Source organism: Pseudomonas indica NBRC 103045 (assembly GCF_002091635.1).
Taxonomy (GTDB): Bacteria; Pseudomonadota; Gammaproteobacteria; order Pseudomonadales; family Pseudomonadaceae; genus Pseudomonas_M; species Pseudomonas_M indica.
Genome location: NZ_BDAC01000017.1, coordinates 1 through 22,383, shown reverse-complemented (window position 1 = coordinate 22,383; position 22,383 = coordinate 1). Strand labels below are relative to the sequence as shown.

Annotated in this window: 23 protein-coding genes and 1 tRNA gene; 15 read left to right on the top strand and 9 right to left on the bottom strand. The window is 55.6% G+C overall.

Features of this window, described 5'->3' with window-relative positions; translation table 11 throughout:
- The first annotated feature begins 10 nt into the window (after positions 1–10).
- The 13 genes from rpmI to PIN01S_RS27205 all read left to right on the top strand — a co-directional run bounded on the left by rpmI (position 11) and on the right by PIN01S_RS27205 (position 14,184).
- Positions 11–205, top strand: coding sequence for a 50S ribosomal protein L35 (gene rpmI, locus PIN01S_RS18485; RefSeq protein WP_084337668.1), 195 nt, complete (start codon positions 11–13; stop codon positions 203–205).
- 26 nt (positions 206–231) lie between these two features.
- Positions 232–588, top strand: a complete 357-nt coding sequence (gene rplT, locus PIN01S_RS18480; protein ID WP_084337666.1) for a 50S ribosomal protein L20 — start codon at positions 232–234, stop codon at positions 586–588.
- Positions 589–682: 94 nt separating this feature from the next.
- Positions 683–1,699 (top strand): phenylalanine--tRNA ligase subunit alpha, encoded by a 1,017-nt coding sequence (gene pheS / locus PIN01S_RS18475; protein ID WP_084337664.1) that lies wholly within the window; start codon positions 683–685, stop codon positions 1,697–1,699.
- 38 nt (positions 1,700–1,737) lie between these two features.
- Entirely contained in the window at positions 1,738–4,116 is a 2,379-nt protein-coding gene (gene pheT / locus PIN01S_RS18470) for a phenylalanine--tRNA ligase subunit beta (RefSeq protein WP_084337662.1), read from the top strand.
- A gap of 3 nt (positions 4,117–4,119) precedes the next feature.
- Positions 4,120–4,422 (top strand): integration host factor subunit alpha, encoded by a 303-nt coding sequence (ihfA, locus tag PIN01S_RS18465; protein WP_084337660.1) that lies wholly within the window; start codon positions 4,120–4,122, stop codon positions 4,420–4,422.
- Entirely contained in the window at positions 4,403–4,759 is a 357-nt protein-coding gene (locus PIN01S_RS18460) for a MerR family transcriptional regulator (protein ID WP_084337658.1), read from the top strand. The genes ihfA and PIN01S_RS18460 overlap by 20 nt, the downstream gene beginning before the upstream one ends.
- Positions 4,760–4,842: 83 nt before the next feature.
- A tRNA-Pro gene (locus PIN01S_RS18455) sits at positions 4,843–4,919 on the top strand.
- Between the two features lie 261 nt (positions 4,920–5,180).
- On the top strand, positions 5,181–7,979 hold the full coding sequence (locus tag PIN01S_RS18450; protein ID WP_084337656.1) for a type I restriction endonuclease subunit R: 2,799 nt from the start codon (positions 5,181–5,183) through the stop codon (positions 7,977–7,979).
- A gap of 15 nt (positions 7,980–7,994) precedes the next feature.
- Complete coding sequence (locus tag PIN01S_RS18445) at positions 7,995–9,659, top strand: type I restriction-modification system subunit M (protein WP_084337654.1); 1,665 nt, start codon at positions 7,995–7,997, stop codon at positions 9,657–9,659.
- Positions 9,656–11,248 (top strand): restriction endonuclease subunit S, encoded by a 1,593-nt coding sequence (locus PIN01S_RS18440; RefSeq protein ID WP_084337652.1) that lies wholly within the window; start codon positions 9,656–9,658, stop codon positions 11,246–11,248. The genes PIN01S_RS18445 and PIN01S_RS18440 overlap by 4 nt, the downstream gene beginning before the upstream one ends.
- Complete coding sequence (locus PIN01S_RS18435; RefSeq protein ID WP_084337650.1) at positions 11,245–13,119, top strand: restriction system-associated AAA family ATPase; 1,875 nt, start codon at positions 11,245–11,247, stop codon at positions 13,117–13,119. The genes PIN01S_RS18440 and PIN01S_RS18435 overlap by 4 nt, the downstream gene beginning before the upstream one ends.
- Before the next feature lie 32 nt (positions 13,120–13,151).
- Complete coding sequence (locus PIN01S_RS27210) at positions 13,152–13,598, top strand: hypothetical protein (protein ID WP_244505989.1); 447 nt, start codon at positions 13,152–13,154, stop codon at positions 13,596–13,598.
- Positions 13,573–14,184 carry an HNH endonuclease gene (locus PIN01S_RS27205; RefSeq protein ID WP_244505988.1) on the top strand — a complete coding sequence of 204 codons (612 nt, stop codon included), beginning with the start codon at positions 13,573–13,575 and terminating at the stop codon, positions 14,182–14,184. The genes PIN01S_RS27210 and PIN01S_RS27205 overlap by 26 nt, the downstream gene beginning before the upstream one ends.
- A gap of 19 nt (positions 14,185–14,203) precedes the next feature.
- Here the strand turns inward: PIN01S_RS27205 and PIN01S_RS18425 are convergent, their stop codons facing one another.
- The 4 genes from PIN01S_RS18425 to PIN01S_RS18410 are packed head-to-tail and all read right to left on the bottom strand — an operon-like array spanning position 14,204 to position 17,958.
- The gene (locus PIN01S_RS18425; protein WP_084337648.1) at positions 14,204–14,833 is read right to left on the bottom strand and encodes a PIN domain-containing protein; all 630 of its coding nucleotides are present in this window, start codon (positions 14,831–14,833) and stop codon (positions 14,204–14,206) included.
- Positions 14,808–15,977: an XRE family transcriptional regulator gene (locus PIN01S_RS18420; RefSeq protein WP_084337646.1), complete on the bottom strand. Its 1,170-nt coding sequence runs from the start codon at positions 15,975–15,977 to the stop codon at positions 14,808–14,810. Before PIN01S_RS18420 ends, PIN01S_RS18425 begins: the two co-directional genes overlap by 26 nt.
- Complete coding sequence (locus tag PIN01S_RS18415; protein ID WP_244505987.1) at positions 15,974–17,347, bottom strand: 7-cyano-7-deazaguanine synthase; 1,374 nt, start codon at positions 17,345–17,347, stop codon at positions 15,974–15,976. The genes PIN01S_RS18420 and PIN01S_RS18415 overlap by 4 nt, the downstream gene beginning before the upstream one ends.
- On the bottom strand, positions 17,344–17,958 hold the full coding sequence (locus tag PIN01S_RS18410; RefSeq protein ID WP_244505986.1) for a hypothetical protein: 615 nt from the start codon (positions 17,956–17,958) through the stop codon (positions 17,344–17,346). The genes PIN01S_RS18415 and PIN01S_RS18410 overlap by 4 nt, the downstream gene beginning before the upstream one ends.
- Positions 17,959–18,029: 71 nt before the next feature.
- Here PIN01S_RS18410 and PIN01S_RS27360 point away from each other — a divergent pair, with 71 nt between their 5' ends.
- A complete protein-coding gene (locus PIN01S_RS27360; RefSeq protein WP_305777617.1) occupies positions 18,030–18,188 on the top strand; it encodes a helix-turn-helix transcriptional regulator in 159 nt (52 codons plus the stop codon).
- 66 nt (positions 18,189–18,254) lie between these two features.
- Here the strand turns inward: PIN01S_RS27360 and PIN01S_RS18400 are convergent, their stop codons facing one another.
- The 5 genes from PIN01S_RS18400 to PIN01S_RS18380 all read right to left on the bottom strand — a co-directional run bounded on the left by PIN01S_RS18400 (position 18,255) and on the right by PIN01S_RS18380 (position 21,852).
- A complete protein-coding gene (locus tag PIN01S_RS18400) occupies positions 18,255–18,914 on the bottom strand; it encodes an inovirus Gp2 family protein (RefSeq protein ID WP_084337644.1) in 660 nt (219 codons plus the stop codon).
- Between the two features lie 267 nt (positions 18,915–19,181).
- Positions 19,182–19,613: an IS200/IS605 family transposase gene (tnpA, locus tag PIN01S_RS18395; RefSeq protein WP_084337642.1), complete on the bottom strand. Its 432-nt coding sequence runs from the start codon at positions 19,611–19,613 to the stop codon at positions 19,182–19,184.
- Positions 19,614–19,747: 134 nt separating this feature from the next.
- Positions 19,748–20,242, bottom strand: a complete 495-nt coding sequence (gene radC / locus PIN01S_RS18390) for a RadC family protein (protein WP_084337640.1) — start codon at positions 20,240–20,242, stop codon at positions 19,748–19,750.
- Between the two features lie 109 nt (positions 20,243–20,351).
- Positions 20,352–20,831, bottom strand: a complete 480-nt coding sequence (locus PIN01S_RS18385) for a hypothetical protein (protein WP_084337638.1) — start codon at positions 20,829–20,831, stop codon at positions 20,352–20,354.
- 7 nt (positions 20,832–20,838) lie between these two features.
- Positions 20,839–21,852 carry a GumC domain-containing protein gene (locus tag PIN01S_RS18380; RefSeq protein WP_084337636.1) on the bottom strand — a complete coding sequence of 338 codons (1,014 nt, stop codon included), beginning with the start codon at positions 21,850–21,852 and terminating at the stop codon, positions 20,839–20,841.
- A 175-nt stretch (positions 21,853–22,027) separates the two neighbouring features.
- Between PIN01S_RS18380 and PIN01S_RS18375 the strand changes: the two genes are divergently transcribed.
- Positions 22,028–22,375 carry a helix-turn-helix domain-containing protein gene (locus PIN01S_RS18375; RefSeq protein WP_033982519.1) on the top strand — a complete coding sequence of 116 codons (348 nt, stop codon included), beginning with the start codon at positions 22,028–22,030 and terminating at the stop codon, positions 22,373–22,375.
- The last annotated feature ends 8 nt before the right edge of the window (positions 22,376–22,383 follow it).

Genomic DNA, 22,383 nt, shown 5'->3' with positions numbered 1-22,383 from the left:
GTATCCGAACATGCCAAAAATGAAAACCAAGAGCGGTGCTGCGAAGCGTTTCAAGAAGACCGCTTCCGGCTTCAAGCACAAACACGCTTTCAAGAGCCACATCCTGACCAAGATGACCACCAAGCGTAAGCGTCAGTTGCGCGGTTGCACTCAGGTGCACCCGTCCGACGTTGCCAAGGTGGAGCGCATGCTGCGCGTTCGTTGATCGTCAAGACTTAGAGGAATTTACTCATGGCTCGTGTTAAGCGTGGCGTCATCGCTCGTCGCCGTCACAAAAAGATTCTGAAACTCGCCAAGGGCTATTACGGTGCGCGTTCGCGCGTATTCCGCGTCGCCAAGCAGGCTGTGATCAAGGCTGGCCAGTACGCCTACCGTGACCGCCGTCAGCGCAAGCGTCAGTTCCGTGCCCTGTGGATCGCCCGTATCAATGCTGGTGCTCGTGTCAACGGTCTGTCCTACAGCCGTCTGATCGCCGGTCTGAAGAAGGCGGCCATCGAGATCGACCGTAAGGTTCTGGCCGATCTGGCAGTGAACGAAAAAGCGGCGTTTGCTGCGATTGTCGAGAAAGCGAAAGCCGTTCTGGCTTAACTCCTTGACAATCACCGGGCTCGCCCGGTGCTAAACGTCACCAATAGGGGAAGAGCCTTGTGCTCTTCCCCTATTTCGTATCTGGAGCCTGTACATGGAAAACCTGGATGCGCTGGTCACTCAAGCTCTTGAGGCCGTGCAGCACACCGACGATATCAATGCCCTGGAACAGATCCGGGTTCACTACCTTGGCAAGAAGGGCGAGCTGACCCAGGTGATGAAGACCCTGGGCGACCTGCCTGCGGAAGAACGCCCGAAGGTCGGCGCGTTGATCAATGCCGCCAAGGAGCGTGTTCAAGACGCGCTCAATCTCCGCAAGGAGTCCCTGGAACGGGCGGCGCTGAGTGCCCGGCTCGCAGCGGAACGAATCGATGTGACTCTGCCTGGGCGGGGTCAGGTTTCCGGTGGCCTGCATCCGGTCACCCGCACGCTCGAACGAGTGGAGCAGTTCTTCACCCACATCGGCTATGGCATCGCTGAAGGCCCTGAGGTCGAAGACGACTATCACAACTTCGAGGCGCTCAACATTCCGGGACACCACCCGGCACGGGCGATGCACGATACCTTCTATTTCAATGCGAACATGTTGCTGCGCACCCATACCTCTCCGGTTCAGGTGCGCACCATGGAGTCCCAGCAGCCCCCGATCCGTATCGTATGCCCGGGTCGTGTCTATCGCTGCGATTCCGATATCACCCACTCGCCGATGTTCCATCAGGTGGAAGGGCTGCTTGTCGACGAAGGCATCAGCTTCGCCGATCTCAAGGGCACCATCGAAGAATTCCTGCGAGTCTTCTTCGAGAAGGACCTGGGCGTTCGTTTCCGTCCCTCGTTCTTCCCGTTCACCGAGCCGTCCGCCGAAGTCGACATGCAGTGCGTAATGTGCAGCGGTAAGGGTTGCCGCGTCTGCAAGCAAACCGGCTGGTTGGAAGTGATGGGCTGCGGCATGGTGCACCCGAATGTACTGCGCATGTCTGGCATCGATCCTGAGAAGTATCAGGGCTTTGCCTTCGGCATGGGGGTCGAGCGCCTGGCGATGTTGCGTTATGGCGTGAATGACCTGCGCCTGTTCTTCGATAACGACCTGCGATTCCTGGCTCAATTTCGCTAGGGCGCACGACCGTAACCGATTTGCTTTAGGAGAGCAGGATGAAATTCAGTGAACAGTGGCTGCGGAGCTGGGTAAATCCCCAAGTGTCCCGTGATGAGCTTGTCGCTCGCCTGTCGATGGTCGGGCTTGAAGTCGACAGCGTCAGCCCGGTTGCCGGTGTATTTTCCGGTGTGGTGGTCGGTGAGGTGCTGAGTACCGAGCAGCACCCCGATGCCGACAAGCTGCGAGTCTGCCAGGTCAGCGATGGCCAGACGCAATTTCAGGTCGTCTGTGGTGCTCCGAACGTACGGCCTGGGCTCAAGGTCCCGTTCGCCATGATCGGTGCCGAGCTTCCGGGCGATTTCAAAATCAAGAAGGCCAAGCTGCGTGGCGTGGAGTCCAACGGCATGCTGTGCTCGGCTTCCGAGCTGCAGATCAGCGATGATGACAGCGGGCTCTTGGAGTTGCCTGTAGATGCTCCGGTGGGTGAAGACATTCGTGCCTATCTCAACCTGGACGATGCCAGCATCGAGCTGGGGCTGACGCCGAACCGCGGCGATTGCCTCTCTCTGGTCGGCCTGGCCCGGGAAGTGGGTGCGATCTACGGAGCAACCGTCACTCCGATCGCCATCGAGCCGGTTTCCCCGGCCCATGATGAGATTCGCCCTGTCGATGTGCTGGCACCTAAGGCGTGCCCGCGTTACCTCGGCCGTGTCATTCGCAATGTCGACCTGTCTAGACCGACGCCGACCTGGATGGTGGAGCGACTGCGTCGTTCCGATATCCGCAGCATCGACGCGGCGGTGGATATCACCAACTACGTCATGCTTGAACTCGGCCAGCCGATGCATGCTTTTGATCTCGCAGAAATCAATGGCGGCATTCGCGTGCGGATGGCGGAGGAGGGCGAGAAGCTGGTCCTACTGGATGGACAGGAAGTCGCGTTGCGTGCCGATACTCTAGTAATCGCCGACTATCAGCGCGCCCTGGCAATTGCAGGTGTCATGGGAGGCGAGCACAGTGGTGTCAGCGCCAAGACCCGTGACCTTTTCCTCGAAAGTGCCTTCTTCGACACTATCGCCCTTGCCGGTAAGGCGCGTTCCTATGGTCTGCATACCGACTCGTCGCACCGCTTCGAGCGCGGTGTTGACTCGCAGCTCGCCCGTCGCGCGATGGAGCGGGCGACTGCATTGATTCTGGATATCGTCGGTGGTGAGCCGGGGCCGATCATCGAGGCGGTCAGCGAGGCTGATCTACCGCGCGTGCCAGCGATCACCCTGCGTGCCGAGCGCATCAGCCAGATGCTCGGGCTGGAGCTGGATGCAGGCGATGTCGAGCGCCTGCTCAGTGCGCTTGGCCTGGGTATTTCGTCCGCCGGTTCTGGTGTGTGGCAGGTCGAGGCGCCGAGCCATCGCTTCGATATCAGTCTGGAAATCGATCTGATCGAAGAGCTCGGCCGGCTATATGGCTACAATCGCCTGCCGGTCCGCTATCCGCAGGCTCGCCTGGCGCCGAAGGCGCGTTCCGAAGCGCGGGCGGAGCTGCCTGCGTTGCGTCGTCTCCTGGTCGCTCGCGGCTACCAGGAAGCGATCACCTACAGCTTCATCGATCCTCGCCTGTTCGAGCAGTTCAACCCTGGCGTCGAACCGCTGATGCTCGCCAACCCCATCTCCGCCGACATGGCTGCCATGCGTTCGTCGCTGTGGCCGGGGCTGGTGAAGGCTGTGCTACACAACCTGAACCGTCAGCAATCGCGCGTTCGCCTGTTTGAAAGTGGTCTGCGTTTCGTGGGGCAGCTCGAAGGGCTCAAGCAGGAAGCCATGCTGGCGGGCGTCATCACCGGTGGCCGGTTGCCGGAGGCTTGGGCGCATGGTCGGGAAAACGTGGATTTCTATGACCTCAAGGCTGACGTCGAGGCGCTGCTTGGTTATGCCGGCGACACTGCTGCCTTCAGCTTCCACCCGGGTGAGCATCCGGCTCTGCACCCGGGCCAGACGGCACGCATCGAGCGGGATGGTCGCTTGGTCGGCTTCTTGGGGGCTATCCACCCGCAACTGGCGACAGAGCTGGACCTGATCCAGCCGCTGTACCTGTTCGAGCTGGTGTTGGCCGAGGTGGTGCAGGGACGCTTGCCGCAGTTCCGTGAGCTGTCGCGTTTCCCCGAGGTGCGTCGCGACTTGGCCATCCTGGTGGATCGGAACGTGGAGGCCAATGCCGTTCTCGCTTCGATTCGAGAAGCGGCGGGGGAATGGCTGACCGACCTCAGGCTGTTTGACGTTTATCATGGTAAAGGCATTGATCCGCATAGAAAAAGCCTGGCCGTTGGCTTGACCTGGCAGCATCCATCGCGCACTCTTAACGACGATGAGGTGAACACCACAACGCAGAACATCCTCACCTCGCTGGAAGAAAGGTTCAACGCCACGTTAAGGAAGTAGCGTATGGGGGCTCTGACGAAAGCTGAGATGGCGGAACGTCTGTATGAAGAGCTTGGCCTGAATAAGCGGGAAGCCAAGGAATTGGTGGAGCTGTTCTTTGAGGAAATCCGGCATGCGCTGGAGCTGAACGAGCAGGTCAAGTTGTCGGGTTTTGGCAATTTCGATTTGCGCGATAAGCGCCAGCGCCCTGGTCGCAATCCCAAGACCGGGGAGGAAATCCCTATTACGGCGCGCCGTGTGGTCACCTTTCGTCCAGGGCAGAAATTGAAAGCCAGAGTCGAGGCTTATGCTGGAACCAAGTCATAACGACGAGTTACCGGCAATCCCCGGTAAGCGCTACTTCACCATTGGTGAGGTCAGTGAACTCTGCGCCGTCAAACCCCACGTGTTGAGATATTGGGAGCAGGAGTTCCCACAACTCAATCCGGTGAAGCGCCGGGGTAACCGGCGCTACTACCAGCGCCAAGATGTGCTGATGATCCGGCAAATCCGAGCGCTGCTCTATGATCAAGGTTTTACCATCGGCGGAGCCCGTCAGCGCCTCTCGGGGGACGAAGCCAAGGAAGACACAACCCAATACAAGCAACTCATCCGGCAGATGATTGCCGAGTTAGAAGATGTCTTGCTTGTATTGCGCAAATAGCCTTGAAGAAAAACTTCCACATTTCAGAAACTTAGGGTATAGTGCGACCCGCTTCCGTAGTAGTAGAAAGCGGATCGCATCGTCGGGGCGTAGCGCAGCCTGGTAGCGCACTTGCATGGGGTGCAAGGGGTCGAGTGTTCGAATCACTCCGTCCCGACCAAAAAACCCTAGAAAATCCAGTCACTTAGCGGTGACTGGATTTTTTTATGCTTGATGTTTTCTGCTTTATCTATGCTTCGATGCGTTCTGGTTGCCAATTGGTTGCCAATTGAGATTGGCTTCGTCAGCCTGCGAGATTAGGATCCAGAGTGAGGTAGATGCCTCAGCCGAGGCGACGCCACGTCCTGAATAGCTCCAGTCATAGCAGTTTCACATAACAACTGACTTCCAGTCGTGCGCGAAAACAGGGAAGACGCTACTCATGACCAAATCCGAAGCACAAACCCGGTCTGAGTTGATTGACGATCAACTCGCCCTGGCTGGCTGGAACGTCAAAGACCCCACTCAGGTTGTCGAGGAATTCGACATCCTCACCGAGTTGCCCGATGGTGTGGCCGAGCCTCGCACGCTCTACGAGGGTCGCCAGTTCAGCGACTACGTCTTGCTGGGAAAAGACGGCAAGCCGCTGGCAGTGATCGAGGCCAAAAAGACAAGTCGCGATGCCGCCATTGGCCGTGAGCAGGCCAAGCAGTACTGCTACAACATCCAGAAGCAGCTGGGCGTTGATCTGCCGTTCTGCTTCTACACCAACGGCCATGATCTGTATTTCTGGGATTTGGAGAACGCCCCACCGCGCAAGGTGGTCGGCTTTCCCACCCGCGACGACCTGGAGCGCTTTGCCTACATCCGTCGTAATCGCAAGCCGTTGACGCAGGAGTTCATAAACACCTCGATCGCCGGGCGCGATTACCAGATCCGAGCGATACGCTCGGTGCTTGATGGTATCGAGCAGAAGAAGCGTGATTTCCTGTTGGTGATGGCCACCGGCACCGGTAAGACGCGCACCTGCATTGCCATGGTCGATGCCTTGATGCGCGCCGGGCACGCAGAAAAAGTGCTATTCCTCGTGGACCGCATCGCGTTACGCGAGCAAGCGCTGGCTGCCTTCAAGGAGCACATGCCCAACGAGCCGCGTTGGCCCAATGTGGGCGAAAAGCTGATTGCCACGGACCGCCGTGTGTACGTCGCCACCTACCCGACGATGCTGAACATCATCCGTGACGACGCGCAGCACCTGTCGCCGCACTTCTTCGACTTCATCGTGGTCGATGAGAGCCACCGCTCCATCTACAACACCTTCGGCGAGGTCCTCGGCTACTTCAAGGCCATCACGCTGGGCCTGACAGCCACACCGACCGACATCATCGACCACAACACCTTCCAGCTTTTCCATTGCGAAGACGGTATTCCCACGTTTGCCTACACCTATGAAGAAGCCGTAAACAACGTGCCTCCCTACCTCTGCAACTTTCAGGTCATGAAGATTCAGACCAAGTTCCAGATGGAAGGCATCAGCAAGCGTACCATTTCGCTCGAAGACCAGAAGAAGCTGATCTTGCAGGGCAAGGAAGTTGAAGACATCAACTTCGAGGGCACCCAGCTCGAAAAGCAGGTGATCAACAAGGGCACCAACACCCTGATCGTCCGCGAATTCATGGAGGAAGCCATCAAGGACGCTAACGGTGTGCTGCCAGGCAAGACCATCTTCTTCTGCGCCACCAAGGCCCATGCCCGGCGCATGGAAGAGATCTTCGACAAACTCTACCCGCAGTACCACGGTGAGCTTGCAAAGGTGCTGGTGTCGGATGACCCGCGCGTCTATGGCAAAGGTGGGCTGCTCGATCAATTCACCAACAACGACATGCCTCGCATCGCCATAAGCGTGGACATGCTCGATACCGGCATCGACGTGCGCGAAATCGTCAACCTCGTGTTCGCCAAGCCGGTCTACTCCTACACCAAGTTCTGGCAGATGGTCGGGCGCGGCACACGCCTGCTGGAAACCAGCAAGCCCAAGCCCTGGTGCCTTGAGAAGGATGTTTTCCTGATCCTCGACTGCTGGGACAACTTCGAATACTTCAAGCTCAACCCCAAGGGCAAGGAGCTTAAACCGCATTTACCGCTCCCGGTGCGGCTGGTGGGCCTGCGCCTCGACAAGATCGAAAAGGCCAATGACAGCGGTCATGCCGACATTGCCACGAGTGAAGTCGCCAAGCTCCGCCTGCAGATTGCGGCGCTACCTAAAGAGTCGGTGGTGATCAAGGAAGCCGCCGCCGCGCTGGCGCGGCTGGACGACGACAACTTCTGGATCAGACTCAGCCACGACCGGCTGGAGTTTCTGCGCGCAGAAATCAAGCCGCTGTTCCGCACCGTGTCCGAGGCCGACTTCAAGGCCATGCGCTTCGAGCGCGACCTGCTAGAGTACTCGCTGGCCGTCTTGAGCGAAGAAAAGGAACAGGCCGACACCCTCAAGGACGGTATCATCGAGCAGATTAGCGAACTGCCGCTCTCCGTCAGCTTCGTCAAGCAGGAAGAGGCCCTGATCTGCGCCGCGCAAACCAGCCACTACTGGGCCAAGGCGGATGAAGACGCCTTCGACGAACTGATCGCCAAACTCGGCCCGCTGATGAAATTCCGCGAGCAATCCACGGGCCAGCCACAAACCCACCTCGATCTGGCCGATGAACTGCACAAAAAGGAATGGGTGGAGTTTGGCCCACAGCACGAGGCGGTCAGCATCACCCGCTACCGCGAAATGGTGGAATGCCTCATTGCCGAACTCACCGCGCACAACCTGGTGCTGCAGAAGATCAAGAACGGCGAGGCAGTGAGCAGCGAAGAGGCCACTGAACTGGCCGAACTGCTGCACGAAGAGCACCCGCACATCACCGAAGACCTGCTGCGTCAGGTCTACAAGAACCGCAAGGCGCGCTTCATCCAGTTCATCCGCCACATCCTGGGTATCGAAGTGCTCAGGAGCTTCCCGGACGAGGTCAGCGCCGCCTTTGACCAGTTCATCCGCGCCCACACCACGCTCAGCAGCCGGCAGATGGAATTCCTCCACCTGTTGAAGAACTTCATCATCGAGCGCGAAAAGGTAGAGAAAAAAGATCTGATCAACGCCCCCTTCACGGTCATCCATCCGCAAGGCATCCGTGGCGTGTTCAGCCCACTTGAAATCAACGAGATCCTGCAGCTGACCGAACGGTTGGCAGCCTAAATATCAGAGCACACCATGCTGCAAAACAACCCCGAACTCAAAAGCAAGATCGACCAGCTCTGGAACAAGTTCTGGAGCGGCGGCATCAGCAACCCGCTCACCGCCATCGAGCAGATCACCTACCTGCTGTTCATGAAACGGCTGGATGAGCTGGACCAGAAGCGCCAGGCCGATGCCGAATGGACCGGCGAGAACTACATCTCCAAGTTCACGGGCACGTGGATTCCTCCCGAATACCGCAGCCAGCCGGGGCCCGAGAAGTTCGCCATCGACAAGCGAAGCCTGCGCTGGAGCGAATTCAAGCGCATGCAGGCCGAAGAGATGCTGCAGCACGTGCAGGGCAAGGTATTCCCTTTTCTCAAGGACCTGAACGGCGCCGAATCCAACTTCACCCACCACATGAAGAACGCGGTCTTCATCATTCCCAAGTCTGCCCTGCTGGTGGAAGCGGTGAAGACCATCGACGACATCTTCGAGGTGATGGAGAGGGACTCGAAGGAGAAAGGCCAGGCCTTCCAGGACATCCAGGGCGATGTCTACGAGTTCCTGCTGTCCGAGATCGCCACCGCCGGCAAGAACGGCCAGTTCCGCACGCCGCGCCACATTATCAAGCTGATGGCCGATCTGGTGCAGCCGCAACTGGGCCATAAGATTGCCGACCCGGCCTGCGGTTCAGGCGGATTTCTGCTCGGCGCGTATCAGTACATCGTCACCGAATTGGCGAAAAAAGCCGGCGCCCACGACCTCGCGCCCGATGAAGACGGCTTCACCCGCACATCGGTCGCGGCGGCGCTCACCGAAAAGGCGCAGGCCATCCTTTCCAGCTCGCTGTGGGGCTACGACATCGATCAGACCATGGTGCGCCTGGGGCTGATGAACCTGATGATGCACGGCATCGACGAGCCGCACATCGACTACAAGGACACCCTTAGCAAAAGCTACACCGAGGAAGCCGAATACGACATCGTGATGGCCAACCCGCCCTTCACCGGCAGCATCGACAAGGGGGACATCAATGAAAACCTGCAACTGGCCACCACCAAGACCGAGCTGCTGTTTGTCGAGAACATCTACCGTCTGCTCAAGAAGGGCGGCACCGCCTGCGTGATCGTGCCGCAGGGCGTGTTGTTCGGCTCCGGCGGGGCCTTCAAAACGCTGCGCCAGATGCTGGTGGAGCGTTGCGACCTCAAGGCCGTGATCACCCTGCCCAGCGGCGTGTTCAAACCCTATGCCGGGGTCAGCACCGCCATTCTGCTGTTCACCAAGGTCTGGGGGCCGAAAGACAAGGTGAGCAAAGCCGCTACCGAACACGTCTGGTTTTACGAAATGGTCGCCGACGGCTATTCGCTGGACGACAAGCGCAGCAAGCAGGACGGCCATGGCGACTTGCAAGACATCATTGGTAGATATTACGCCCGCGATGCCGCCACTGACACCGACCGAACCGCTAAGTGCTTCATGGTGCCGCGCAGCGAGATTGCCGATGAGAAGAACAACTACGACCTCTCGCTCTCACGCTACAAGCAGGATGTCTTCGAGGAAGTGCACTACGACGCGCCGGTCGTGATTCTGGATCGGTTGATTCAGGCCGAGGTCGGGGGTGTGGATGAAGCGGAGCTGGGCAAAGTAAAGAGCGGCATCGTGCGCGAGTTGCTGGAGTTGAAGGGGATGGTGGGATGACTACGTTCAAACCTCTTCGCGAGCTGGTTACTTTTAGGGGCGGTGGCACTCCGTCAAAACAAGTTCCAGAGTATTGGGATGGCGACATTCCCTGGGCGAGCGTCAAGGATTTTACCTCTACTTCATTGTCCGAAACCCAAGACTTCATCACGCAGGAAGGACTTAGGAACAGCTCTGCTAACCTGATACCCAAAGGGCACGTCATTATCCCCACGAGAATGTCCTTGGGGAAAGCCGCGATCAACGCCGTCGATTTGGCGATAAACCAAGACCTGCGAGCGTTGATTCCAAAGGTTCCTTTAGATGCGAAATTCCTGCTGCACGCAGTTTTGTCATTGAAAGAAGAGATCGTCAAAAAGGGATCTGGCGCGACTGTCAAGGGCATTACGCAGGAAGAACTGTACAAACTTGAAATCCCCATCCCCGAAGAATTCGAAGGCCAAATCCGAATTGCCCATCTGCTCGGCAAAATCGAAGGGCTGATCGCCCAGCGCAAACAACACCTGCAACAACTCGACGACCTGCTCAAGAGCGTGTTTCTGGAGATGTTTGGTGACCCGGTGCGGAATGAGAGCGGTTGGGATAAAACTCAGTTTTCAGAGCTGCTCGCAGATATCGAAAGCGGAAAAAGCCCTAAGTGTGAAGCCCGGCAAGCCGAGCCCGACGAATGGGGCGTACTCAAGCTAGGAGCGGTAACACGCTGCAAATTCGATGAGGCCGAAAACAAGGCATTGCCGAAGGACGTGTCTCCATCTGTGCGCGATGAAGTCAAAGCTGGTGACTTGCTGTTCAGCAGAAAGAACACCTACGAATTAGTGGCTGCCTGCGCCTACGTATTTCAGACCCGGCCAAAGCTCCTGATGCCCGATCTTATTTTCCGATTTGTTTTCAAGCAAGGCGCGGAGATAAATCCAATCTTTATCTGGAAGCTACTCACTTGCGATTCGCAGCGCAAGGCAATCCAGTCATTGGCGGCTGGAGCCGCAGGTTCCATGCCGAACATCTCGAAGGCGAACCTCAAGACAGTCCGCTTAATAACCCCGCCAGTACAGCTGCAGAATGAATTCGCATCCATCGTCGGAAAAGTCGAAGACATCAAATCCCTCTACCAACAGAGCCTCATCGACCTCGAAGCCCTCTACGGCGCCCTGAGCCAGCAGGCATTCAAGGGCGAGTTGGATTTGTCGCGGGTAGCCTTGCCTGCCGCCCCTATTGAAGGAGAAAAGCCCGTGGCCGCTGCCGTGCCTGCGCCCATCACCGTGCCGGTGATCGAGCTGCCCGAAACCGATTTGCTGCCGCCCGCACTGCAAGACCGCACACGGCTTGCGCCGCTGCTGCGCTTCTGGCTGGAGGCCTATCGCACGCAGTTGGGCAGTGTGGCTTTCTTCCTTGAACGCTTCATCGCCGCCGCGCAAGCCCGGCTGGCGGAACTGCACCCGGACAATGATTTTGCATGGACTGCCAGCGACTACGAGTCCATCAAGACCTGGGTGTTCGAAGCCTTGGCCGCGGGTGCCCTGACGCAGGCGTTTGACGACGACGGCAACCGCATCGAGCTCAAAGCCGTCGCCGAGCACAGCCTGGCATGAAGCTGCTGCGCCTCAAGATCACCGACCCCAAAGGCTTTCGCAGCCTGTCCTACGGATTTGAGCACCACTTCCGCACCGAGTGGAGCTTGCAAGACGAGCTGGCGCAAGCGAACGACTTTGCGCCCTTCGTCTGCGCCGGGCCGAATGGCAGCGGTAAATCCAACCTGCTCGAAGTGCTGGCGGCGATCTTCTACCAGCTGGAAGTGCTGCGCGTGCGCCGCAGTTTTCTTCCTGAGGCGTTGCAGGACGAGGCGCCAGATGTTTCGCCCGTCGCCTATGAACTCGAATACTTGATCAAGCTGCCAAAGGACTACAGAACCTCAGGCAGCCCGACGTTCGCCCACGTAGTGGTGATCAAGGAAGCGGGACGGTCGCCCTGGCTACGCTGGGAAAACAACGATACATTCCCTTCCGAGGGTTTTGCCTCTAGTCGTTTGACCGATGAAGAGCGCGATCTCCTGCTGCCGCAATATGTGCTGGGCTACTCTTCGGGCGAGAACGAGATCCTCAGCCTGCCATTCTTTAAGATGCGTTTCGTGCAGTTCGACGAGTACTGGCATGCATTGACCCGGCAACTGAGCTACCCCGGCCATCCGGAGACACGGCTGGCCTATCTGGACAGCGGATTCAGCCAGGCCATCCTGCTGTGCAACCTGCTGTTTCAGGACGAGGCCACACTGCAGCCCTTCCGCGAGGATGTGGGCATCGAGGCCTTGCGGGAGTTCCGAATTATCCTGCGCCGCCGAATTCCCATCGACGCAGTGCAGCTCGAAGCCTTCGATCTCGCTGATGAAGATCAGAAGCGCGAGCGACGAAATCGAATACAGGCGGAAGCTCGAGCGCGCGGACTCTCAGAGTCTGAGAACAGCCAATCAGTTGATGAGTGGGTTCGCCGCGAGATCATCAAAGGCAATCCCGCGCTTTCGGAAACTGATGAGCCAGGAGGTAGCCGCTATCGTCTGAACTTGCTGCAGCTGCTGGAGGGTGACGACAAGTCCTCGCTGGTGGTGAGCGCGCTCAAGCGTTGCGCCACGCTCAGTTACATCGACGACGCCAGCGATACGCTGGTGCTCGACTACTGGGTTAATGAGGCGACCCGGCAAGCATTTCGCGAGAACTTCGATGGTTCGGCGCTGGTACTGTTCCAGGCGTTTCAGGTGCTGTTGACGCTCAACCTGTATGCTGTCAACGAGGTTCTGAAGACCGATCTCTACACCTCCACCAGCCACTACGTCAGCGAGACGGTGCCAACCTTGGCGTCCGACCAGCGCATCATGCGCTTCAAGTTCGCGCGCTTCACCAAGCAGGGCGTGGCCGAGCCAATGATGCTCAAGGAATTATCGGACGGCGAGCACCAGTTGCTGCACAGCCTTGGGCTGTGCCTGCTATTCCGCGAGACCAACAGCCTGTTCTTGCTCGACGAGCCCGAAACGCACTTCAACCCCGACTGGCGCGCCAACTTCATCAGCCGCTTGCGCCAGTGCCTGCCCGGCAACGATGAGTACGCGCAGGAGATGCTGATCACTACCCACACGCCCTTCCTGATTTCCGATAGCAAGCCGGAGAAGGTGTTGGTGTTTGCCAAGGACAAAACCACCGGATCGGTCAGCATCCGCCACCCGGACTACAACACACTGGGCGCGTCGATTAACAAAATCACCATGAACACCTTCGGCAAACGCGAAACCATCGGCGGCCATGCGCAGGCCTTGTTGGGCGCGTTGCGGGCCCGCTTCGAACAGGGGGGCGAAGACAGAGAAACGTTGATTGCGGAGATTCACCAGCAACTCGGCGACTCGGTGGAGAAGATGCTGCTGATCAAGGCCATCCTCGATGGCGATCAACCCAGCAATGGGGAGACTCTGGGCTGATGCTCTTTCCGTACACGTACGTGCCGCACCAGATGGAAAAGATGCAGGCTTTCATCGACTTCATATTTCATGATGTATGGTGCAAGGCGCCGACAAGTGGCGATTACAGTTTGGATTTATTTATTGCAAATCCTGATCTTCACGAAGTGATGACTGCACTTCACTACGATGACGGTAAAGCCGCAATGTTCTTTGCTGGTCATGTGGAGCGAATCTACGGCCTGTTTTCAGCTCTGACCGCCGCGCAGATTAGCGAGTTTCAGCAATGGTACCGCAGTAATAATGATCTGGAGAAAGCTTGCGCCAATGATCCGGTAGTGCCACTCGCGAGATACAAAGACGTTATTTCTGTATATCCGGTTCTTGGTAAGCGGCTGGCGGAGTTCTTTCGTGGGCTTTACGATAATTCGATTCTTGGGTTGTCCGCGATTAAGGGGAAAATTGGCGATATTAATGATCATAATAAAAAAATTCTTTGAGGCAAATAAAATTGGCAAATGTCCGTTCTGTGGAATTAATGACTTGAGAGGTATTCATCATACTCGTAGGGAAGCGTATGATCATTATCTTCCCAAGTATCGTTACCCATTTAATTCCATTAATTTCAAGAACTTGGCTCCTGCTTGTCAAGAGTGCAATAGTGTCTATAAGTTGAGTAAGGATCCTGCGCACAAAGAGTCCGGACGGCATAAGGCGTTCTATCCGTATGTTGCTGGTCCAGCCATCGAAATTCAGGTGGCTTTGCAGCATTCAGGAGTCGCTGATCTCACTCCAGCAGATATAAAGCTGGAGTTTGGACCTGCAAGCATCTCTGAGAAAATTGAAACCTGGAAGGATGTTTATGGTATCGAAGAGCGCTACAAGGCAAAGCTTTGCAGCGCCGACGCAATTGACTGGGTTGAGCAGTTCAGGATTCTGAATCGGCGGCAGGCATACAGTGCAGGCGATTACATCGAAGACATTTCTAAATCAGACCCATTTGCAAATATCAATTTTCTCAAGCGAGCGTTTATGCAAGCCTGCCAGGACATAGGACTACTGGCGACGATAGAAAAATATTGTTGACTCTGAGATCGTTGCTCAATTAGGAAACTAGGATTGGTTTCTTGTTTTTTGCGTATCTCTTCAAGCTCGGGCACTGCCCCGCATGTTCTTTTCCGATCAGTTGAGCTACCCACTCAAATTGATGCTCTCTAACTTGCATTCTCGCTCGCTGTAGTGACCGAAGTATTGCGGTCCTGAGTGCCTCATTCCCCAGCGACTCATGAACAGGTGGAGCCGCTAGGATATCGACGGTTGTGACGAGCTTCAGCATTTGAAAGCGCTCAGCAGCGATCCGGGTAGCTTTCTTCTCGTCAATGGCAGCAGAGAGATCATTCCTATATGCGAGGGCTAGAGTAGCCGCCTCGCCGTCACCAAGTGAGCTTGACGTATGTCCGGATACCAGCCCAAAGAAATCCTCCAAGGCGGTTCCTGTTAGCTCCTTGACTATCAAGATTTGATTGCTGATTAGTTCATCCAGTAACGCCGGTTCCGGGCGGCCATTTACTACACCTTGCGCAATCTCGCGCACGACGTAGTCGGTTACATAGAGAGGGACAGCTAATGCTTGCAGGATAGTGTTCGCATGACCAGTCGCCAGCAAATTTATGATTACGCTAGCATCGAGGACGATGGCGTTTCTCTGGTTATTGAGACAGCTTGAAAAGGTCATCTACCTCGTCCTCTTCTGCCTCATCAAGCAGTTCACGCACTTGCGCGCGATCAAGTTTCAGCATCTCTGACATCTGGCCTTCGCTGATTAGATCTTTCTTCCATGCTTCGATCGCTAGCAAGAAGAGTCGTGACGATTGCGTCACATCAGCAGGGACCGAGTCAAATACAGTATCTCCCAGGACCTGACGGGCTTGCTCATCGGTAATGCCGCCATTATCCATGAACCAGTCCCAGGTTCCTTTTTTAGTCAGGCTCAGCTCTTCAAGGCGCATCACCATCGCTTGGCGGGATACGCCAAAAAAGCTTGAAAGCAGGATGATGTGTCTGCGAGTGAGATGGGTTGAGCCAATGGTCAACTCCTTGAATTTCTCCATGACGGCCCGGGCTGGCGTAAGAAATGCACTCGCGAATGCATTCGCGTACCGCTCCTCGCGGGAGTTTTCATATTTTTCGTCTTGATAGATCTCTGGCCGGCGACGGGTCGCAATAAAGTGACCAAGCTCATGAGCACTGGTTTGGGCTCGACGATCTTTTCGGTGACTGGCATTGATTAGTATGCAAGCACCAACGGCGTCGTCATAAGCAAACAGTCCAGATACTCTTGGGGCGAGTCTTCGGCTATAGACTCGCACGCCTAGCTGTAGCTCCAAAAGCGCAAATATGTCTTGAATTGGTCCTTCGCCGAGTCCCAGCCAGTTTCGCAGGCTTTGTGCATCGTGCTCCGCCTGCTTGCGGACATCACCAGGAAGGATAGTTTTCTCTGCAGGGTAGTTATGTGCTCTCTGAATACCGAGCACATTTTCAAGCTCAACCTCAGCTCTGACGAGATCGTTCAGCATCCGCGCAGCTTGCTCGACACCTACCTCATTGGTATCCGGAAGCGAGCGGAAGCGTGGAACAAGATCCACATGAATGGCTTCCTGTCGCAGCAGCGAGTTGGCAGATACGCCATAGCAGCGGCTAAGTGCCTGGATTTCATCGAGCCGAGCAGTACGTTGCCCTTTCTCAATGGCCACAAGCGTGGTGCGCGCAACGCCTACTGCCTTAGCGGCAGCATCTTGGGTGATGTTCGCGGTTTCCCGCGCAACCTTCAGTCGTTCACCTAGCTCTACTGGGCTGAGTTCGTAATTTGGTTTGGTCATGATGCGTAATCTATCCATTTTCTCACGAACGACTCTGGTCCCAGGTCGTTCGTAAACGCTGACCATTCAATGGCATGTTGTTGCAAGAGCCGGTCAAAATTCTCCGCCACCGTTTGTGGCGTTTCAGCCAAAGCACGAGCTAGCTCGTTCGTCCTGAGGCGTTTGATCAGTTCGTACTGCGTGGATTCCCTAATAGAAGAAAGGTGCTCGAAATGGAGCACCCCTGCGATGGCATATTCTCGCAAGGCTTGAGTTTGTCTGCTGAAGTCTTTTGCTGCTCCAGCTTCAAAGTCCGTTGCACTCAACGATTCCCACACGTAGGTCTCCGGCGCTTCATTCAAGCCAGCGGCATGTACGCTTAGGCGACGGAGGATGCACGCAGCACAAATGCCACATTGTCGCCGTGAGCCTAGAACGGCAGTTTGTCGCGACTGCTGCCAACAAGATCTGGTAGTTGCCCAGCCAGCTCCATCTCCGCAGGTTTCGACAAACTCGCGCAGGGTTTCGCCTTTCGTTTTCCATAGACGAGGGAATTGGAATTGGATCGGATAGTCGAGTAGCGCGTTAACAAATCGCTCCATCAGCTTGGTGAAGACCGGATGGTTTCGGTAGTCCTCGTATCCATGACCAACTGGAAGGAGGGCCGGTGCGAGTGCGCCTTGGCCGCTTTCAGGAACGATGGTTGCTGGTGCATCAACTAGGTATGCCGCCATTGCAGATACGACAGCAAATTTGAATCCGCGGCTTCGGGCGCTAGTTTCAGTATTTTTGCGCTCATCAAGCTTCACTGAATAGGGGAGTGCCGTGAACGGGATTTTGAGACGTTCCTTCCTGGAGATATCGTGCTGCTTGCTGCCTACTCTCACGCGAACCAAGCGTTTTCCTAAGCGCTTGCTTTCCAGCTCGGCTACCGCACGGGAGTCCATGCCATCGCTATAGGCAATGACCGCTTCCGCGTTGGATGGGAACTGCATGTGATCTTGAACTGGTGGTTCTGCGGGAGCTTTTCGAGCGTGAAACTCGAAATGCCAGGCATCTCCGGTAAGAAGGTTCAGTGCCTCCACTAGTGCTCTGGTAACTGCATTTTCTGACCATTTTTCGTGGTCATGAACTGGAATGCGTACAACAAAACGCCGCCCCCAGTTCATTGTGCTGCGGGTAAGAGTGCGATCACAAAACTCAACGGCAGCGGCCACGACTAGGGCGTCATAGACCCTGGGTTGCCATTTTTGCGAGGAGAAGGATGCGAGAGCTTCTAGATCGAAATTGATGTTCTGTCCGAGATGGCATGGCAGCACGCCTTTTCGTGGGCGTACGCCGGATTCGACCACATCAACAGCCATCTCCTTCAGCGGTGAGAATTTTTTCAAAGCGATACTCCTGCGTCCAAGCCGGTCATTTTTCTTGAGCGCAGAGAGACCGGTGCTGGGCCCAACAGAATCAAGCCCAGTTGGTTTTCTGAGAGTCCGCAGATTGCGTCGGAGATACGCGTGCTCACATGGTCCGCTCGCCTGTGGTTGGACTCTCTCAGGTAGTGCTCTTCAACAGAGCGCACGGTTGCTAGTCCACGCATTTTGGCAGCAAGGCCTACAGCTTCATGAAACGCATCTGAACCGAATTTGCCTTCATGGATGAGCTCAATGCTGCATGCCACGACATTTCTTCCAAACACTGATCCAGCAGCAAGAGCGTTTGCATCATTTAGCTGAGCAAGCGCAATCTCAGGGAGCATGAGGGAATTGTCACGACCGGAAAAAATGGATTTCAGCTCTTGGGTCAGTTCCCAGGAAACCTCCATCTTGAAATCGCTGGCGAGGGCTTTGGTTGCGGCCTCTGCTACTTCACTGGCGCTGTAGGCGGCCTTGTCGCCGCGCATGGCCAGATCTTTCCAAGGCTTTCGCATCGGCAAGCTTCTGTGTGGTCCGTCGCTCATCGTCCAGCCTCCGGTGATCACCGTTTCTGACAATGTCAGTAATTTCATGTAAAAATATGACATTGTCAAGATTGATAGCAGGAGGTGAGAAATTGAGAATCATTCGCTTGAAATAGGTAATCAGTTCTACCGGATTGGCCAGATCCACTATCTATAAGCTGATAGGGTCAGGCATGTTTCCACAGTCTGTGCCCTTGACGGGGCGAAGCGTTGGTTGGATTGAAAACGAGGTCACTGCTTGGATTCAATCGAGGATTGAGGCGCGCAACACGGCCTAAATTGTTCCTGGCGGGTGTTCTGCAGGGTTGCAGTGGGTGGGTGAAATAAAGAAGTTACCCACCTGCTCAACATCGACTGCAACCAAACCCATGCTGCCCATTACCGTACTGCTTGGTCGCTGCTTTGCAAATATAACTGGCTCTCCTGAAGAAGCGCTTCTGGCTTTCCCTGTCATCAATGTCTATCCGATAGGTTGCGTTTTTAGGTATGTGCACCAAACCAGTAGCTTTTTCAGCGGGTATCTTGAGTGCGCTGGCCCAAGATTCAACAAGGCGGTTGTAGTTGTTTCTTCTACCTAGCTCGAAGGTTCCAAGGCTATTATAAGCATCATGGTTGAGGAAAACTATTCCGTGATAGTGTTGCTGTTCTTGGCTTGCAATTTCTTTTGTCCAGGCATATAGAATGTTGCTGTCATGAGCTCTACTGTTAGCGGATTTAGCTCGTTTACGATCAATCTGTATTTTATTTTTGTAAGAGGCGTAGAATCGTTGAATTACGTTATTCGTTAATGCATCGATGGGGCGTGCTGACTTATCTTCGGGTAGGCGTAGATCAAATCGTATAGCGTAAATCCTGTGGTGACGGGTGAGAGCACTTAGCATGAGGTGTTGTAGTTGAAAGAGATGATTAACTACGAAGGGGCCTTTGCCTACCATGACTGGTAGGCCTTGGTAAGTATTGTTGTAGTGAAGTGATAAGTTAGTGTTTGTCTTATGTCTTTTCATCTGCTGATCATTCTGTGTGTATGGGTATGTAAAGCATAAAACTATTTACCGAGCACTTGGTGTGATTCTTTTCTAGTTGGGGGTCTTGCTATTGGTGGCTTTGATATTTTCATTTGTTTATTATTTTGGTCTTGAGAAATATCACTAATAGATAGCGGTGGGTATGTTGTTTTTTACAAAAAACTCAACAACCACCGACTGAAGTCGGTGGGTTAGTGACTTACGGACTGAAAGTCCGGATACGCGTCGACTGAACGACGCGTCGCATCAGTCCGACTCCATCCTGAAATTGTCATCCGGGTTCGGCTCAAAATGATGCTCCAGATACTGCTTGATCATCTCTTCCGTCATCTGCCCTACCGTCGCACAGAAGTAACCGCGCGCCCAAAAATGCTGACCCCAATAGCGCTTCTTCAAATGGGGAAACTCCTCGAAAAGCTTGCTCGCCGTACGCCCCTTGATCCGCCTCATAATCTCGCTCGGCGCCAAATTCGGCGGACTGCTCACTAGAATGTGCACGTGATCCTTGCTCACCACACCCTTCACAATCCGGATTTCAAACGCCTCGCACGTCTGCCTCACCAGCTCGCGTAATCGCTCGGCCACCTCACCGCTAAGCACCTTGTATCGATACTTCGTCACCCAAACAAAGTGATACTCAATCTGGTAAACCGTATGGCTTCCATATCTGTAGTCCATGCGTTAGCCCTCCACCTACGTATCGTGGCGCTAAAGCTGACCGGCTGAAAGCCGGTGGTTTTAACCTTGTGATGGAAAATAAATAGGTGCGGGAAGCGACCGCACCCCGTTTTTTATATGGCTCAGGTGTGGATTTATATTTGATTGAGTTCGGCGAGCGATACGCAGCCTTCAGCCCCCACAATGATGTGGTCGAGCGTGCGCACGCCCACCATCTCGAGTGCTTGCTTGAGTCTGCTGGTCAGGACACGGTCTGCATGGCTTGGCTCCGGATCACCGGAAGGGTGGTTATGCACTAACACCATGGCTGCTGCATTGTGTTCCAACGCTACTTTGACGACTTCGCGGGGATAGACGCTGGCTCCGTCCAGGGTGCCGCGAAACAGCTCCTCGAATCGAATGACACGGTGTTTGCTGTCCAGCAGTAGCAGTGCAAATACCTCGTGTTCATAGCCCTGTAGCAGGAGCTGCAGGTAGCTAAAGACCTCCTTGGGTTGATGCAAGGCCTGGCCTTTACGCAGCCGCTTGCTGGCCAGATGTTGAGCCATTTCCACGATATCGGCTTCGGTCACCGGTGCATCGGCGATGTAGGTGCCAGCGGACTCGCCGGCCTTGAATTTGGCAGTCATAGGACCTCCATATGGCTGTGTTTGTAGGGGCATAAAAAAACCGCCGGACCATCGAGTGATCTGGCGGTTTGAGGGGGATCAGCTGTACCCGTATTTCAGGTCAGCTGTGTCAGTGGGGCATCAGGGCAGGCGGCCTTCGCTGCACCATTGCTGCCATTCGGTGATCTGGTCGTAGGATGATCGCGACTTCGTCTCCTTCATCTTGGCGATAGGCAGCGATCCAGGCATCCAGGCACACTTCGGCATCCATTGCGGAGGGGGCTGGATCTGCTTTCATTCGACTCAGTTGAAGCAGCCGGCCCTGGAACTGATATTCAACGCAAGCGTAGTTCTGGCAGTTGGTCTGGACGCTCTGCTCCCAAACGTGTTGCTCCTCCTGAACACGCTGCTTGGTTGCTTCGCTGTAGTTAGGACTGTTTATGATTTTATTGAAGCCCTTGTCGACAGCTCGTTTGAGCGCCGTCAGGGATTGCCGATAGCAGGTCTCAACCTCTTGAGCAGATCGCCTGGAATCACAGTAGGCATTGGCCTGGACGTTGATCGAGGTCGCCAGCAGCAATATCGGAACAAGTGCGGTCAGTCGCTTCATGAGGCACCTACAGTAGCGGCGCTTTTTGGCGTAGGTCGGAATAGGTCTTCACGTTATTGCGGTAGACGTCCTGAAGGCTGCCGAGCCGATTGATGTGGCCAAACCTCTTGATCTGCCCGTCGCCGTAGGTGCCTTCCAGCCCCGACCAGACGAGTTCGATTTCCTCACCCTTGACGACCCACTCAAAGACCTCGGCTACTGACTCTATGGTGGCTGCACCGTCGAACTGCTTCAGCTTGGCGGCGTGCTGGGCATCCAGTTCCTCAAGCTTGGCAGCAACGGAGTTCTGCAGGTTTTCATAGAGCTCCGTTGCCCGGTTCAGGCGCTGCTGAGCGTGAGCCACCGATTCTTGCCCGCGAGCATTCTGGACTTCGCTCAAGCGAGCCCGCTCCTCTGCAATCTGGGCTTGAAGCTTTTCGCGTTCAGCCGCCATGGTCCGAAGCAGCTCCTGTTCGTTTTGCTTGTGCGCGGCGAACTGAGGGGAGGCCGGGTCTCGCACATAGCTCAAGAAGTAACGCTGCGCAGCTGCCGCAACCTCTGGGCTGCCGGAATAGTTCTGAAGCGAGCGTGAGGGGGCGCTTTCGGAGAGCAGATCCTCCCGGGCCAGCAGGTCTGTGAGCCGGTCGCTGTCCAAGGTATCAGTGTTGGCGGGCCGCGGTTTATTCAGCGCGTTCTCGGCGGCTTCCATCTCCATGCGTGCCGGTTCCAGATGGACTTGGGCAGCCCGCTTTTCCAAGTCGAAGCCGCTGAGCAAGTTCTCTCGTATGCGTTGCTTTTCCTGTGCGTAGTACGACTCGATGCCGGTGATATGGCACTTGTACTGAACAAGCTCTCTGTTTCTGTCATCGGTGATGACGTCCCACTCGACGCTGTCGCAAATGCTTCGATTGCTGAACGCCTGGTCGACGGTGTATTGCTCGTTGATTTTCATTCGACCGTTCTTGACGGTATCGATGGCGTCGTTGCAGCCGGCCAAGGCCAGGGGCAGAAGCGGCACGAGAATGATCGTTCGCAGGTTCATGTGATCCTCGAATGCTTTGAAAATGAAAGGGAAGGTTTTGAAGCTGGCTGCATCCTGCAGGGAGATTCCTGAGTGTTTAGGTTGTCTGTGGACGTTAAAGGTTGAGGTTCAACTTTTTGAGTCCTTCATGTCAATAAGTGGTTAGCCAACCATCCAGGTCGAGATGGGAGGCAACATGTCCGAGATTGATCAGAAGCACCTGGCCGAAGCTGTAGGCCGAGCGATTGCCAAGCAGCGTGTCCGCGTCGGTATGACGCAAGAGCATGTGGCGGAGCGGCTTGGCATTGGCAGCGAGGCGATTTCCCGCATCGAGCGGGGTATCGTTATCCCCAACATTTCTCGGTTGCTGGAGTTCGCTGCCATCTTTGAGTGCGAGGCCGCGGACCTGCTGACAGAAGCAAGCCCGCGAACCGACGATCAGGCGCAACGGATCAGTCGTATGCTGGCTACGGTCTCACCGGAGGATCGCCAGTTGATCCTGGGGCTGGTCGAGCAGTTGGCGGATCGCCTGGCTGAGGCGTAAGGGTGTCG